The sequence below is a fragment of the Leptotrichia wadei genome (assembly GCF_007990545.2).
Classification (GTDB): domain Bacteria; phylum Fusobacteriota; class Fusobacteriia; order Fusobacteriales; family Leptotrichiaceae; genus Leptotrichia; species Leptotrichia wadei.
On record NZ_AP019829.2, the window covers coordinates 1,664,406 to 1,682,553 of the forward strand.

The window sequence follows — 18,148 nt, forward strand, 5'->3', positions numbered from 1 at the left end:
TTTTTTTTACAAAAAAAGCAATTCATCTCCCACTTATAGAAGTCGGAAACTTCTTGCTATCTTTTTGTTAAAATTACAAAATTTCAGATACATAACACGCTAGACTTAATACTCTATCTGAAACATCTTTTAATTTTAAAGGTTTTACATCCTGTTTTTTCATACTTTGTGAAATATCCTCATAATGAAATGATACATTATCTTTAAAAAACAATATCTTTCTTATTTTTGATATTTTTGAATATTCTCTTGGAAAAAATGAATCTGTCATAATAACAATTTTTGTTTTTGCATTTTCATCATAATAATGAATTCCGTATGCCATTCCATCATTTCCACAGCTAATTTCAAATCCCAATTTTGAACTTTGTTTTCGTAATTCTTTTATGAGAAATTCTTTTTCATTATAATCTAAAACTTCTATACTTTCCTGATTTTTTCCTATTAATTTATAAATTGGCATATTTAATTGACTTATCGGTTGTTTTAATTTATTATCTTTAAAATATTTTTTCCAATATTCTTGATCATTACTAGATATTTCAGGAAGATACAAAAGATTTATATAAGTATCTTCACCTAATTCATATTCTTTTTCATTAATTGTTTTAAAAATTCCATTTCTAGTATATCTAAATGTATTTATTGTTTTATTTTCATTGTCAATTTCTTTCCAAATAAGCAGCATTGCATATTTTTGCATAACAGGATTTTTTATAAAAACTTCCTTCCATTTTTTTACAGTCCATTTTCTTTGGGTAAAAAAAGCCTTTAGTAAATTGTCATTTTGAACTAGCGATATTACTTTTAATTGTTTTTTTATATATTTTAGCTCCTTTTTGCATTTTTCAAGCACATCATCACTTCTTCTTTTTTTATTTATTCTTGGAAAACTTCTCATAGATCTGCCACTTTCATCAAAAAGAATAACTTTTTGAGGTTCTTCTTCAATTTCAAGCACTGCTGTTACTTTCTTTTCCCCATAATTAAAAATTTTTATCCTATCCATTCCAAAGCCAAAATCTGGAACTAAAATATCATTTAATTCATCCCTAGAAATTCCTTCTCTTTCTGTAATCATCCCTAATGCCTCATCAGCAGCAATTCTAATCCTTTTGTCCTTATAATTCAAGCTAAATCCATTTAGAAGTATTCCTATTTCCTTAACTTCCTTTCGCAATGTCAAAACTCTTATTCCATAAGCGGCAACTGCAATTTTATTATATTCGCTCACAAGCATATCAACTATATTTATCATTTCATATATTTGTTTTAAACTTGCAGTTCTTATTAGTGGTATAAAAAGATTTTTATACTTTGGATTGAATTTAGATGCCTTCCATCTTTCAAATATTTTCTTGACAAATTTTCTTAAATCTTCCTTTTGTGCAATTTCCTCTATTTTATTACATACATCAATACTCCTTATGTCCTCTGATAATATATATTCTGAAATATAATATTTTATTAATTTAGATGGTATTCTTTTATTTTCACCCTTCAACCGTATTGAATTATAATCAACTTCTGTACTAAATACTGCATTTTCCTCATGCTTTTCAAGACACAGGTTATCTGCGTAATCAATAATATCATTTAAATCTGTCAGACCTTCTATTTTTTCCTGTGCTTCTATATTTTTCCAATATTTGATAAGATTACTGGCAATAGATTCAACAGAATCATTTTGATTTTTAGAAATTTCTTCTATTTTAAGTCTTACTTGTGCATTATTCATTTGATTTTTCAAGATTTTTTCAATTTTATTTTTTACAGTTATATCTGCTCTTATTAATAATTCAGGCAATTTTACATAATCAAATCCATTATCCTTTGAATATAAAATATTTACATATTTTTCAATGACCTTACTTGATATTATATCATTTTCAAAGCTTTCATACAATTCTTTTTCATGCTCATGTAAAAATTCCATCCAAATTTTATTATTTTCGTTATTATTATCTATTTTTTCAATATATTCAAAATATTTTTTATTAATAAAACTTATTGGTAAATTGTAATTCCATAATTCATCCAACATTTGTCTAAGGTCAGTTATTCCATAGATTATACTATATTTTATAAAAATATCCTCAAATATATTTACTCTTTCCACACATCTTATTAAAAGTTGAAAAATTTTTTGATACATATTTGAATATTTCAAAAGTGAAAATATTATTTTGCTTTTTTCCCATAAAATAATTGCCGCTTTACTCCCTTGACAGCTTACAAAAATATTTTCCCAATTAATATCATTTTCTTGTAAAAAATTTAGATTTCTGAAATTTGCTGGATGCCATTCCCATGCACTCATTTCAAATAGTCTTTTCAGCTGTTCAATCAATATACTTTCAGATTTTTTTAACAATTTATTTTTTTCATTTTCATTAATTAAATTTTCTCTTATTAAAAAATGTAGTAAAAATGAATATTCCAATCTATTTTCATTTAAATTATAACATAGGATTTCTTTTGTGTTTTTTAGATTTTCTTTAATTGTATCTTTGAATAATTTATATATTATTTTAGAATTTTTAAGATTTTCAAAAATAATATTAGATCCGTAATTTACAAGAAGATAAGTTTTCTGTCCATGAGAAAAATCATATTTTTCAAAATTTTCCATTATTTTTTTAAACATTCTATTACGATAATTATAATCATTATTTGTAGGTGAAAATTCTATTCCTGAAAATATAATAAATAATTTAATTCCTTCAGCAATAATATCTGAAATTTGACTATTTTCTATTATAACTTCATAAAATCTTTTTTCAAGGTATTTTCTCACTTCTCCAAATTCAAGCGTCTCCATACTTTGAAAATATTTTCTAAAATTTCCGCTATCCAGATACTTTTCAAACATTTCATCCATGCCGATTTTATTAATTTTACTCGCAATATAGCCTGTAAAGATATTATCTAATTTTTTTATTTCCACTTCGTTTCTTACTTTTCCTTTATTCACAGCCTCAATATTTTTGACAATTATTAACACTCCTAATTTTATTAAAAAGTTATTTGAATATAATTTATAATTTTGAATATATTCATTTGCCAAATCTTCAAAATAATTAATGAAATATTTACAATTATTCCAAAGAATCTCTTTAGTTTTAATTTCTGAATTATTTTCAAAATCTTTTTTTACAAATTCATTAGAAAAGCCTAAAATTTTATAAATTTTATATTTTAATGGAAAATTTGTAAACTGATAACTTAATTCCTCAGAAAAATTATCATACATATATTTAAAATACTTAATTAGTATTTTTCCCGCCTCACTTTCCAAAAACTCATCCTTTTCCATAAATTTATTCATCTCAAGATTATTAATATAGCGCAAATCTCTCTTATGAATATTTACAATTTTTTCTACCGATCCATTCAAAAAATACCGAATCTCATTACGAATATGCTCCGTTTTAGCTGATTCAACAAGATTCTTTATCATTTCTTCAACCATTTTTATGTGCCTCCATTTATAGTGAACTACTTCCGCTTTTAGAAGTGGGAGCTTCTTGGGAAGTATCTGCTTTTGTTAGCCAAATATATTTACCAAGCTCTTCGGACAGTCCCTGCCCTGTTTTCTTTTATTTTCCTAATATTCCAACATTTCTTTTCCAACATCTCTTATATTCAGTGCCGCATTGTAATCTCTATCAATTTCAATTCCACAGCACTCACATTTATAGCTTCTTTCTGACAATTTCAGTTTTTCTTTAATATTTCCACATCTACTACAAGTTTTCGACGATGGAAACCACTTATCTATCTTCAAAAATTGTTTCCCTAAAAACATCAGTTTATATTCAAGCATCCTCAAAAATATTCCCCACCCATTATCTCCTACACTTTTCCCAAAATTTAATGCCTGACTCATCCCTTTCATATTCAAATCCTCAACAACCACAGCATTATACACTTCAGACAATTTTTTCGATAATTTATGCAAAAAATCCCTTCGACAATTTTTGATATATTCATGCAATTTTGATATTTTCACTTTTTGCTTATACCAATTTTTAGAAAATTTCACTTTTCTTGACAATGACTTCTGTAATTTCTTCAATTTTTTCTCCAACATCCTAAAATATTTTGGATAATCAGCCCTTTGGTTTTCAGAACTGAAAAATAATTCAGACATTGAAAAATCAAGTCCAATTACTTTATCATTACTAGCTACTTTTTGAATTTCTTTTTCAAATTCCGCCAAAACAGAAACATAATAATTTCCATTACTGTTTGTCAATGTTACTGACTTTATCTTGTAATCCTTCGGTATTTCTCTATGATATTTTAATTTTACTCTTTTCAATTTTGGCAAAATCAAATATTTGTTTTCCTCTATTCGTATCGAATTATTTACACAATTTGTTGTGTAAGTTTTAATATTATTCTTTTTAGATTTGAACTTTGGAAACTTCGCTCTCTTCTGAAAGAAATTCATAAACGATCGTTTTACATTTAATTGAGCATTTGCAAGTGCCAAGCTGTCCACTTCTTTTAAAAATTGATTTTCACTTTTCAAACTGGCAGGTGTAATTATTTTATTTTTTCCGGTTTCTTCATAAATTTTATTCGCAGTATACAAGATCGTATTGTAGACAAAACGAACACATCCAAAAGTCTTGTTTATCAATAATTCCTGCTCCTTATTTGGATAAATCCTGTATTTGAATGCTAAATTATATTTCACAAAATTACACCTCCTTTTAATTTTGAATATTATTTTTAATGACTTCTCTTCAATATTTTACACAAAAATTGTATCATAGGCATATCCTTTTTTCAATTTTTTTTACAAAAAAAGCAATTCATCTCCCACTTATAGAAGCCGGAGACTTCTTGCTATCTTTTTGTTAAAAAATAAAATAGATTTTATTTATTTATTTTTTGAATTATTATTTTATATTTTTCAATTTAGTATATCATATTACTTTTTAAAAATCAAAAAAAAAAAAAAAAATAATAACTATATTTAAAGACTTTACTTTCATTTTAAACTCTTAATGTTTAAAAAAATAAACAATACTTTTTATTTTATGATCTCTTTATTAGATAAATTTACAACTAAAATTTTTTCATATTATATATTAATTCTTAATTAATTTATTTAAAAAAGTTGACTTTTTACTACTAACAAATAAAATATAATTTACTTATTTCTCAGAAAGGGAAATATCTCCCTTTCTAAAAAAATATAGTTAAAAATCCATAATATTCAAATAATAATTAAAATTAGTAAATTGCCTTGAATCCAATTCCGCCTCTTATATTTTCACCTTTTGTATCATAACCTGCGTTCACTGTTACACCAAATCTTGTATTTTCAATTCCAAGGTTCAAATCAGCTTTTCCATTTCCACGTCTGTCATCCTTTTCACCTCTTATGTTAAACCAATCAGCAGTTGTATAACGAACTCTCGCTTTATTGCTCACATCTCCAACTTTTCCAAGTTCATTTTCATAAGCAAGTCCCAACTTAGCAACAAATGTTGTTTTTACTGCCATTGGCTGTCTATATTTAAATTCTACTCCAACTTCAGGCTTTATGGAATAATAGTCATTTGACTTAACTTCAAGACGCATTTGTCCGCTGTCTTCTTTTATTCCACCAAATCTTCCATATTCCATTTTCAAGCTTCCGTAAGGAGAAATGCTTGTTCTTTCACTTGTTCTAATATTCTTTCTAAGCTCATTTCTAAGTCCAAGTCCGTATGTATGGAATTGTGACTTTGCTTCAAATATATCATCAACAACAAGGAATTTTCTATCCATATCGCCAGTTCCTACAAATCCTTCAGCTGCGACAGTCCAATTTAGACCATTATTATGATCTCTTCCAAGGGGTTTTGATTTATATACTCCAGCTTTTACCATAGTTTGTTCTTCTTTTGAATCTCCTATGTCGCTAAAGTCAAATTTGTTTTTAACTGCTCCTGCATACCATCCTGAAGATTCTCCTAGTTTTATAGTTTCGTTTTCATTTAAATATGCAAACCCATAAGCTTTATTTGTATAATCAATAATTCCAGCAGTATCTGTCTTGTAGTTACCCTTCATTCCAAATACTTTTATTTTGTTTGAATCTTTAGATTTTGTTTCCCATTCATTTCTCAAATATCCAAATTCTTTATTTAATAAATTACCAGTTTCAAAAATTCTTTGCTGAACGTTTGCATACTGATGTCCCATCATTTCATCAATAGCTTGAACTAGCAAAGTTTCTTCACTATTTCCAATGGTATTCAATTTATTGAACAATGTTTTTTCCCTTGAATCAAGGCTATTTATATCGTATCTTTGTTCTAGCCCATCAGTAAAGTTAAACTCATTTGAAGTTGAGGAAACAAAGGCTGTATAAGGAATTTTTGTCATAAGAACTCGTGTAATCTGCTGTGTAGATGGATCAACTTCAGGCGTTGCCATCCAAGTTAATGAAGCAGAATATGGAGTAAAGTTAAATATTCCAGCATTTATCTGATTTAAGAATGGCTGCAATATTTGTTTTCCAATAATTACATTTTTTGCATTTGTAAGCACTGAAAATTCTGTTCCGATTAATAAATCACTGTTAATTCCTAGAGAATTTGCTCCATTTATATTTATTGGACGTGTTCTTCCCAATGTATCCACATATACTCCAAAGTTTGAGAAAGCATAGTTTGTAGAAGGGGTAGTGTAATCAATTGTCTGAACTTGGCTTTCATCTAGTGTTACACCATTTCTCTGAATTGCAAGCCGTCCATTTGGCAATTGAACAATTCCCACTCCTCCAACAGTTTTACTAGGGTCTGTTGGTGCATAATAATCTTTTGCTCCATTTCCAGAGATAATGCTTCCAGCTCCAGAGTTCAATGCTGGTAACACATTTTCAGGAGTTGCATTAGCTGCTATTGGTAAATCTCCAGCTGTTCCTTGAGAATTTGCGTCGTATCTTACTCCGTAAGATTTGGAACCATTTATGTTAATTTCTCCATAATTTTTAATTATAGATTTATTAGTTGCAGTACCTTTTATCAGCACACCATAACTGCTGTCCGCATCAATATTTATCCTTCCGTAATTTTCAAGCGTACTTCCATTTAATACAGCAACTCCCACGAGCCCCTGAACATTGCTATTTCCGTGATAAGAACCTGTTGTAGTAATATTTCCTCTATTTACAAATTTTGCTCCGTTATTTACAAATACTCCCATCATTGTCTGAATTTTATCAGAATCTGTCGCTCTTGAAGCATCCAAATATATATTTCCAGAGTTTCTCAATGTTGTTCCCCTGTCATCTCCATACATTCCAATGCTTAAATGTCCTGAAACATAAATATCCCTTTCATTTGAAATGCTTGCTCCGCCTACAGCTGCCATTCCGATTCCATAAACAATGTTATTTGGATCAGATTTATCAGTTTTTCCAACTTTTATTATTCCTCTATTTACAGCATTAGACGCCCCTGTTACAAAAATTCCCTGATTTCCGATTCCTTGCGACAAGTCAATTGTTCCGTTATTTACAATATTTGCTCCATCTTTTCCATAGATTGCAATAATTTTTCCATTTGTTCCAGATGTAATTGCTGCGTTATTTGTAACTTTTGATGCTCCTTCTGTATAAATGAATGTTGCTTCTTTTCCTAAAGTTACATTTGATGAAGCTGAATTTGAATAAACATTTGTTTTATTCATTCCTGGATTTGCCAAAATTACACCGTAAGATTTATCTCCAATAGTAAAGTTTGATGTCGTGTCATTAATTGTAACTCCGCTTGTTCCATAAACTCCCACAGGCTCATTATTGGCACCTGTCGCCACATGATTTGCAACATTGACTGTTCCGCCTAAATTAACATTTCCACCTTTTTTATACACCCCGATAGCCTTGTCTGCAACATTAATTACAGAACTTCCTGTAGTTTCCACATTTCCATTTTCACTAAGTGAATAAACTCCAAATGAAGCCTCTCCAACATTTATTGTCCCACTATTTCTGATATTAATTGCTGATCCATTTTGTGCGTAAATTCCGACAGTAGAATCATTTTTAACAGAAGTTGCAGTTCTATCCACATTTATTGTTCCGCTGTTTTCAAATGTCTGATCCGATGTTCCTTCCAGATACGCCGCAATCGAACGTTTTCCAGTAATATCAATATTTCCGCTATTTACAGTCATCTTTGCCACACCTGATTTATTTTGTGAGAAAATTCCAACTGAATCATCATTAGAGAATTTCATATCAGCTTTGTTTGTAACATTTGAATTTATTGAAACAATTCCTTTTGCCTTATTAGATACACCTGTTATTTTCTTACCATCTATTGCAGCATTTGAATTATCCACATAAATTCCAGTAGAACCGTTATTTAGAGTCATATTATTCCATCCGCCGAAAGTAGATGTTCCAGCCATATAAATTCCAGTTCCTTTTGAAGACACAATAATATCATTATTATTCATTTGTGCCTTACTGTTAATAACGTATAACATTGACTCAGAAGAAGCTGTCAATGTTCCAGCATTATTATAATTCAACACTGCATTATTTTCCAAGTATGCCAGACTTCCATTATTTGCAAAGTTATAATTCCCACCATTTACAGTTAATATCGAATCATTTCCATACAATGCAAATCCTTTATTTCCAACCGTAATATCTCCAGTAGTAGTCAAATTGGTTTTATTTTTTGCAAATATTCCAACCGAAGTCGAATCAACATTTCCACTAGAATTAAAAGTAGAATCTCCAACCGTAATATTTCCGCTATTTACAACCGTTGCATTTGAAACATTTGAAGTTTCTGGTGCAATATAAATTCCTGCTGCACCTTTTCCTAAAGTGATATTTCCTTCATTTACAACATTTATCACTTTACTGCTTGCAGCTGTATTTTTTGCATAAATTCCAACTGATTTATCTTTACCAGTTATTTCCCCTTTATTTTCAACTTTATCATATCCAATTGAATAAATGGCGGAAGATTCATCTCCAATTGTTATTTTAGAATTTGCTGTTGTTGTAATTGTTCCTATATTTACAGTTCCTGCTGGAGCAGCACTATAAATTGGTGTTGTATTTTTATAAATTCCATAAATTCCAGTCGATTTATCTCCTACAAGAATATCTTTTGAGTTAAGTCCTCTTGCTGAATCAAGGTACATAGCCGTACTTGTCTGAGCATTTGACAAATCTAATTTTCCTTTATTTTCAGCATCATATCCAGCAGTTCCAACCCAAGTTAACGCAGGATTGCTATTTCCATCTGCCATAAGTCCAATAATATTCTTAGTTGCTGATTTTGCCTCAACTGTAACTCCTGTTTGTAAAATAGCCTCCCCATTTATAACGTGAGAAAGTATATTTCCTGTATCTAGTGCATTTCCAAGTGCAACTGTCAAATCACTCGAAGTTACAGAACTTCCTTCAGTAACCCTTGTTCTCTCTACAGAATGTCCATTAGTAACTAATGTTCCACCATTATCAATAATATGTCCTCCCTTTTGGGCAAAGATACCAACTCCATCTCCTCCAAATTCAATTTTTGCTCCACTTTTAAAATCAACAGTTGCATTAGTTGTTACTATTGCTCCAACTCCATTTATTCCATTCAATTTAATATCTGCACCACTATCAATCGTTACCTCTGAAGCTTTATTCCCGTCTCCGCCATTTCCAATATAAATACCAGTTCCAGCTACTTTATTAGCACCAATATTCATAATTCCTGTATATTTTATATGGCTGCTATTTTCAGCAAATAATCCAACTCCATTTACTCCTGCAGTTATTGATGTCGATATTGCCTTAGGGCTTCCAGATGACCCTTGCTCATCAGTGTAAATTCCAATTGCATAAAAGTCATTTGAGCCACTTAATACAGAGTTTCCTACTTTTACCCCTTGGTTATAACCCGAAATATCAGCAGTTGCTCCCTTCATAAGAAGTCCGATTATTCCATTACCAGTATTAGAACCAGTCGTATAATCTAATTTTGATGTGCTTGAATTCAATATTCCTCCATCAAGATAAACTCCAACTCCATATCCACTTATGTTTCCAATATTTGCTCCATTAATCTTTCCTGTATTAGAAGCACTTGTTCCTTTAATATAGTATGCGACTCTATTTTGATTTTTTGTACCTAAATTTATTGTTCCTGTAGTTGTATCAGTTACTGTTGCCCCATCTTTTAGATAAACGGCTACTGAAGAATCTGCATCATCATTTAATATTATTGTTCCGACTTTTGTTATATTAGATTTTGGCGTATAGATTCCAACTGTGCTTTTTTGTTTTAAATTTATTGTTCCTTCATTTTTTATAGTTGAATCAGCTAAATTACCATTATTTTTTGTAAACATTCCTGTAGAGCTTTCAGATTCTACATTAATTACACCATCTGCTGTATTTGTCAGGCTGATTTTCTTACCAGCAGTACTTGCCGAACCAAACATTCCAACTGAATTTTTAGAAGATGATGTTAAATTTATAGTTCCTGAATTTTCTGCTGTTGCATCATCTTTCGAGAATATTCCTGTTGACTTTTCACCAGTCAATTTGATAGTAGCATTCTTTGCATTTATAACTGCTGTCCCATCGTCTACACCATACATTCCAATTACTGATTCTGCTGTTCCTATTATTTCTTTGTTGTTTGTTATTTTAGCTTTATCAGTCGCAAGCATTCCTGTCGCTTTTTTACCTTTTACAGTAACAGTTCCTTCATTTATTCCTTCAGTAACATTCGATGTGGCAGTATTTTTACCTGTAGCATAAATTCCTATCGCACTCTCTCCAGTTGACAATATTTCTATTGTTGCACCTTCATGATTTTTTATTTCAGAACCATTTTTACCATACATTCCAACAGCTTCTTTGTTATTTACTGTTATTTTGTTTTTATTATTTGTTACTGAATTATCCGAAAGCATTCCAACTGATTTTTCAGAATTTACTTTGATTTCTCCTGTATTATCTGCAGTTAAATTCCCTCTGCTGCCAGTAGCATTTTTAGCAAATATTCCAACTGATTCTTTCATGCTGACATCTATTATATTTTTATTTTCTATAGTTAATGTTTTAGACGCAGCTGCTTCTAGCTCTCCATAAATTCCTGCACTTTTTACTTGCCCAGCTGTATTTTTTAAAGTAATTATTCCACTATTTTCTATTGTACTATTTTCTGTTGCATTTTTTGTAAACTTACCATAAATTCCCGCTGAAGCTCCTTTATGCACATCAATAGTTCCTGCAGCGGCATTTACTGCATTACTGTCTTCAAGATAAATCCCTGCAGATTCTTCTTCTTTAATCTCTATTTTTTTATTATTAGTTACCCTCGATCCAGACTTACCATAAATTCCTGCCGACTTTTTATCGTTCATAGTAATTGTTCCACTATTGTTAACCGTACTTTTTACAGCTGATATTCCGATTGATTCTTCTGAATTTACTGTTATTGTTCCAGTCGCACTATTAATAGCTTCTATTTTATCTACATTATTATTAACATCATTTGAAGCGAATATTCCAACTGATTGCGGGCTTCCATTAGCAATATTTATTTCTTTATTATTTTGTAATGTCAATTTTTTAGGTGCCCCACTTACAGATTCACCATATATTCCAACATTCTTGATAACATTTGTCAGATTTATTATTCCTTCATTTAAGATAGAATAATCTTTTTGAGATGAACTTGTTATTTTTCCATACATCCCTGCTGATCCACTAGTTGCTCCTGTAGAGCCTGTCAATGTTATTGTTCCGTCGCCTGTATTTGTTGCATTTGAATCTGAAGCATACATTCCTGCTGAATTTTCATGTGAAACATTTATTGTTTTTTCATTAGTTATGTTAGAGTCATTACTTCCATACATCCCTGCTGAATTTTCTTTTTTCACATTTATTATATTTTTATTTTTTCCTGTAGCTTTATCAACAAAAATTCCAACTGTACTCTTAACATCCAAGTCAATTTTTCCATTAGAAGCTTCATTTACTACAATTCCAGCATTATCTCCAGCGTTGTTTTTCAAATACATTGCAGCTGATTCTTCCTGTCCAACGATTATATCCTTTTCATTTTGCAATGTTGTAATTCCTGTTGCTGTACTTTCAATTTCTACATACATTCCCGCTGATTTTGTCTTACCTGTTCCTTTTAACTCAATCTTTCCTGTATTCGTGATAGTTCTTGAAGCAGCATCTGAAATTTTTGCAAAGATTCCTGCTGATTTATTACTTTCAACACTTATAGTTCCTGCATTTGAAGGCGATGAATTTTCTACATAGATTCCTGCTGACTTATCTCCTGTTATTATAATTTTTCCAGTTGCAGCATCATTTGAAATAGTTGCTCCATCTAACCCTAACATTCCAGCAGAAGCTCCACCATTCATTTCTATATTTCCTTTATTTGTAGCACTTCCTTTATTTGCCAAAATTCCAACCGAAGCCGAAGTAGCTGTTGTATCAGTAAGTAAAATATCTCCGCTATTTTCGATTTCAGATTCCTTACCATAAATTCCAACTGATTTTTTCCCTTGTAATTTTATTTCAGAACCTGCGAAATTAGTCACTTTTGCTTTTTCTGACATTATTCCTATCGCATCTGAAGCTGAAGTATCTGAAGTTATTTTTTTCTTATTTTCAATTACAACATCAGCACCCTTACCATAGATACCAATAGAATTGCCTATATGAATATTTATGTTTCCATCATTTTCTACATTCTGATTACCTTCTGCATAAATTCCAACATTTTGAGTTTCAGTAGAACTTGCTACTCCAACTTCTATAGTTCCTTTATTTTTAACATTTTTTGCAGATGTAGATGTTGAATAAATTCCTGCTGAACTTCCTTTTTTAGAAGTTATTTTCCCAGTTGTTTCATTTGTAACATCACTGTTATCTGCATAAATTCCTGCTGATCCTGTTTCTCCTGTAGTTATATTTCCAGAATTTTCAATTGTCGAATTTGTTATTCCATAAATTCCCGCTGATCCTGTTCCAGAAGTTGTTATTTCTCCACCCGCAGCATTGCTTACTGTACTGCTATTTGCCAGTATCCCAACTGATGAAGTTCCAGAAGTTGTTATTTTCCCAGTACTGCTATTTGTCAATGTTGAACTTTCTTTTCCATAAATTGCGATTGAACTGTTATTTGCAGTTGTTATTATATTATTATTTGTCACTTTTGAAGCATTGGAATAAATTCCTATAGCCCCGTCTTTTCCTGATAATATAAGTTTTCCATCATTTGTTACAACAGCTCCATTTAATCCTGAAATTGTTGTTTTCAATCCAGATGTTAAAGTACCTGTTGATGTAATATTTACATTTCCATTATCTGATACCAAAAATTGTGCTGAATCATCTATATTTGAAAATTTTGTACTGTCAGCCGTTATAGCCGCTGTAATATTCACAGTTGTATCTTTTGCTCCATAAAATATTGCCGAATTTGTTCCCATACTTGAAACAGTCAAATTTTGTAACGTAGTATTTGTTATGCTTACAGTATCATCCGCTGTATTTCCAGTATTTCCAAAATATGTAAACACCGCTCCATTTCCAATTGAAGTTTTTAAATTAGTAATTGTAAATACATTCCCAAAATCACTAGCTTTTGAAGAATATAACCCAACTGTTCCTGCTCCTAAAGTGAGTTGTGCATCACTTCCTTGAAAAGTAGTCGCTGTAGAACTTCCATCTGAATACACTCCAATTCCAGTATTTCCATTTGCTGAATCCCCAACAGTAATTTTGCCCTTAATAGTTCCAGTAGAGCCGCTAGTAAATATCGCAATTCCACCATTACTTGATTTTATTTCTCCATTACTTTCATTTGTAAATGTTCCATTTTCTGAATATAAGCCTACTTTTCCACCTGCTTCAACAGATACAACTCCAGCGTTTGTAAATGTTCCTGTATTTTGTACAACAGCATGATATGCCGCATTTGAAATAGTTGCACCATTTTTATTTGTTGCAGTAGATCCGTTTGAAAGATATAACCCAATAGAGTCAGTACCATCTGATGTTACTTCTATCTTTTTTTCATTCTCAAATGTCGCATTATTTAAGATTACACCATATACTTTATTTCCCGCAACTGTTATTGTTCCTTGATTTCCTGTAGTTCCAGTCGTTCCGTTAAAGTACATTCCAATATTTTCATTTGCTCCATTTACTTTAATTTTACCTTCATTAACAAACTTTGCTGAACTTGAATAAACTCCAATATTTTTACCATCTGTACTGTTAATAGTAATCGTACCTTCATTTTTCATATTTGTTGCTGAAGTGTTTCCGACCCTTATTCCCATACTTCCTTGAGAGCCATTTTCAATATCAATATTTGCATCTTTAGTATTTTTTACATTAGAATCTACTTGTGAATAAAGTCCAAATGAATTTTTAGCAGTTATTGTAATTGTTCCATTATTAGTGGCTCCACCTTGGATTTTACCAAGTACTGTCATACCACCCGAATCGTTTCCAGTAACGTTAATTGTTCCATTATTCACAAAACTTGAATCAGGTCCTAAAGCATTTGTTGTTTTTGAAACAACCATACCGTGGCTATTGTCTCCACTAATATTTACATTTCCATTATTAATTGCAATAGTACTTATATTTACACCACTCTTAAAATCACTAGTTGCAAATCCTGCTGAAATATTTCCACTTAAACTAATTTCTCCTTCATTTCTCAATGTATGTTTATTTGTAGTACTGCTACCTGTCCCTTCATCTGTAAACAAAAGAGCCACCTGCAATGATTTATTTCCACTTATAAGCCCTGTTGAACCATTTATACCAGTAACTTGTGGATTATTCCATGTATCTGGCTGTACTTCAATTCCTGCTACTTCCATTACCTCTAAATATATTTTTCCTTTATTTTCAAATGAAAACGAAGGATTATCTCGCCCTCCCCTACCTGAAGGAAGACCTGGATCTAACGTTATTGCTCTTTGCTTAGTTATATCTACATGCATCTCTGTATTTTCACCTGAATAAAAAGAGCCGTTATTAGTCATGTATTCTCCAATCGCTTTACGATGACCAACAGGTGCCTGACTTAATGTATAACTAGAATTAAGCAAATTGGTATTAGCATTCATTGTATTATCAGCAGTTATACTATTTCCATATGAATCCAATCGTGGAATACTAAAAACTATAGGATTCGCTGTTGGATTTGGTGGTGTAACACTCGGAGCAGTAGGTTTAGTAACACTAATCGCACTAACTTCTGAAATATTTGGAGGAGTAATTGTCAATGTGTTTACAGTTGGAGTCGGTGCCGTCACATTCATGCTTAGTACTGGCGGTGTAATATTTACTCCTATCGTTGGTGCTGATAAATTCATTGAAATTGTAGGTGCTGTTACCGTAGGCGGTGTAGCCGGCTCTTGCGGATTCGGTACTTCAATTGTCACAGGATTCAAAGTAGGAAGTAAAATCGTAGGTGCTGTTATCGGTGTAGTCACATTCAAATTAATCGCAGGACGCACTACTTCTCTTGGCATATCAATTTGTGGATTAATCGCAATTTCCTCTTTTGTAACGGATTTTGGACGTACATTTGCCATTATCTGAATTTCCACTTCAGGTTCTTGAACATGTAATAATGAAGCTAATCCATAAGACTGCTTTCCTATTGTAGAAGTGCTAAGTGAAGAAGTCATGTAGCTTTTTCTTCTGTTTGACAAGATTCCAGTATCTGCCCAGTTTCCACGGTTATAAATACCATTAAATAAATATTTTTCAGCTTTATCCCCTCTTCCTTTGTAAGTACCATTGCTGCTTGATATAAAGGTGTTTGCACCAAATTGCCACGAACTCCATGGAGATTTTACAACTTGATCTCCTTGTTCCATCAACTGGATTAATTCTAAATTCAATTCTTCTATTGCTTCTTCGTTTACCTTTTTCTTTTTCTTAATTGCAGTACGCGTCTTATCTGCTGACATTACCAGTTCCTTATTCATTCTCTCATAAAGAACATTTGTAGATGTATTTAACCCAATTGAAAAGGTTATCATTCCCGTTATTAAATATGAAAACAGCAATGATTCTGTATATTTTACATCCTTCGCTCTTTTGGCAAATGCTTTCAGATCCTTCTTTGCCTGTCTTAAATTGTTGCTCATAAATCTCTCCTTTTTTAATCTACTATTAAGAATTCCAATAAATTCTTATATCTTATTAATCACTATTAATTAATTTAAAAATAATTTAGATATACTTTCAATTATGAATTTATTACATTATATCATTTTTTTATTTTCATTACAATACATTTATTTACAAACTAATTTTTAACTCCTATTTATTAATTACATTACTTTTTTATTAGATTTATAATAAAAAATCTCTCTAAGTATTTTATTAGAGAGATTCTTAAATTAAAAGTTATTTAATTGAAATTATTTTACTATTAAAGTGCTTCCATCCATTTCAGCTGGTTTTTCTAATCCTAATAAATCTAACATTGTTGGAATGATATCAGCTAACTTTCCATCTGTTCTCAATTTTGCATCTTTCATATCATTTGTAATGAAAATAAATGGAACGGGATTTACAGTATGTGCTGTATGAGGTTCTCCAGTTTCAGGATTTACTAATAAGTCAGCATTTCCATGATCTGCTGTAATTAATACTGCACCATCAAGTTCCAATACTTTATTAACAATTTGTCCTGTACAGTTATCTACCGCTTGACAAGCTGCAATTACAGCCCCCACGTTTCCCGTATGTCCAACCATATCAGGATTTGCAAAGTTTAGTATAACTGTATCTACTTTTCCAGTATTTAATTCTTCGATTAACCTGTCTTTTACTTTGTAAGCACTCATTTCAGGTTGTAAGTCATAAGTTGCAACTTTTGGTGAGTCCGAAAGTAATCTGATTTCTCCTGGATAAGGTTCTTCTTTTCCTCCGTTGAAGAAGAATGTAACATGTGCATATTTTTCAGTTTCTGCAGTTCTTACTTGAGTCAATCCAGCTTTTGATACGATTTCTCCAAATCCATTTACAATTGTTTCAGGCGGGAATGCCACTGGTGAAGTAAATGTCGCATCATATTGAGCCATTGTAGCGAAGTTCACTTTAGGATAAACTTTTCTTGTAAAACCATTAAATTCAGGATCAACAAATGTTCTAGTCAATTGTCTAGCTCTATCTGGTCTAAAGTTTGCAAAAATTACACCGTCTCCATCTTTAATTAATCCATTATCTTTAGAACCAATTTTTACTGGTTTTACAAATTCATCTGTAATTCCTTCAGCATAAGAATTTCTGATTGCTTCATCAGCAGTTGCTGCCAAATTTCCTTCTCCAGAAGTTAGGGCATCATATGCAAGTTCCACTCTGTCCCAGTTATTATCTCTATCCATTGCATAATATCTTCCCATAACTGTAGCAATTTTTCCTACACCAAGTTCATCCAATGCTTTTTGCAATTGTGCCAAGTACTCCACTCCACTTTCAGGGGCAGTATCTCTTCCATCCATAATTGCATGAACATAAACTTCTGTAAGTCCTTTTTTCTTAGCCATATCAACTAATCCAATTAAATGATCAATATGACAATGAACTCCACCATCAGAAGTCAATCCTGTAATATGCAAAGCCCTTCCATTTGCTTTTGTAGTTTCTATAATATCTGATAACACTTTATTTTCTAAAATTGTACCTTCTTCAATAGCTTTTGTAATTTTAGGTAGCATTTGATAAACAATTCTTCCTGCACCAATATTTGTATGTCCAACTTCCGAATTTCCAAATTGTCCTTTAGGTAATCCTACAAATTCTCCATCTGCTCTCAATTCAGTATGAGGGTACTCTTTCAAATAATTGTTAAAATTAACTGGATTAGCTAATTTTACTCCATTAACCTCATTATCATGATGATTCATTCCCCAACCATCTAAAATTATTAGAACTACTGGTCTTTTTTTCATAATCATTCTTCCTTCCATTTTTTTTATAACTTCTTTGCTATATCTATATTATACAGATTTTTTTTAAATTTATCAAGGAATTTGGAACAAAAAAATAAATAAATCACTATCTTTCAAAAAAAATTATATATATACATTGAAAACGACTTGATTTTTATTGAAAAAA

Annotated in this window: 4 protein-coding genes; all 4 read right to left on the minus strand. The window is 30.9% G+C overall.

The window, feature by feature from the left end:
* Positions 1 to 73: 73 nt before the first annotated feature.
* On the minus strand, positions 74 to 3,472 hold the full coding sequence (locus FVE73_RS07775) for a DUF4132 domain-containing protein (protein WP_018499555.1): 3,399 nt from the start codon (positions 3,470 to 3,472) through the stop codon (positions 74 to 76).
* Between the two features lie 135 nt (positions 3,473 to 3,607).
* Positions 3,608 to 4,705: an RNA-guided endonuclease TnpB family protein gene (locus FVE73_RS07780; protein WP_146997854.1), complete on the minus strand. Its 1,098-nt coding sequence runs from the start codon at positions 4,703 to 4,705 to the stop codon at positions 3,608 to 3,610.
* Between the two features lie 542 nt (positions 4,706 to 5,247).
* On the minus strand, positions 5,248 to 16,170 hold the full coding sequence (locus FVE73_RS07785; protein WP_018498475.1) for an autotransporter-associated N-terminal domain-containing protein: 10,923 nt from the start codon (positions 16,168 to 16,170) through the stop codon (positions 5,248 to 5,250).
* Positions 16,171 to 16,446: 276 nt separating this feature from the next.
* Entirely contained in the window at positions 16,447 to 17,982 is a 1,536-nt protein-coding gene (gene gpmI / locus FVE73_RS07790; protein WP_018498476.1) for a 2,3-bisphosphoglycerate-independent phosphoglycerate mutase, read from the minus strand.
* Positions 17,983 to 18,148 lie beyond the last annotated feature (166 nt).

Coding starts and splice junctions, on each gene's coding strand:
- FVE73_RS07785 (WP_018498475.1), bottom strand. CDS start 16,170: ATGAGCAACAATTTAAGACAGGCAAAGAAGGATCTGAAAGCATTTGCC.
- FVE73_RS07775 (WP_018499555.1), bottom strand. CDS start 3,472: ATGGTTGAAGAAATGATAAAGAATCTTGTTGAATCAGCTAAAACGGAG.
- gpmI (WP_018498476.1), bottom strand. CDS start 17,982: ATGAAAAAAAGACCAGTAGTTCTAATAATTTTAGATGGTTGGGGAATG.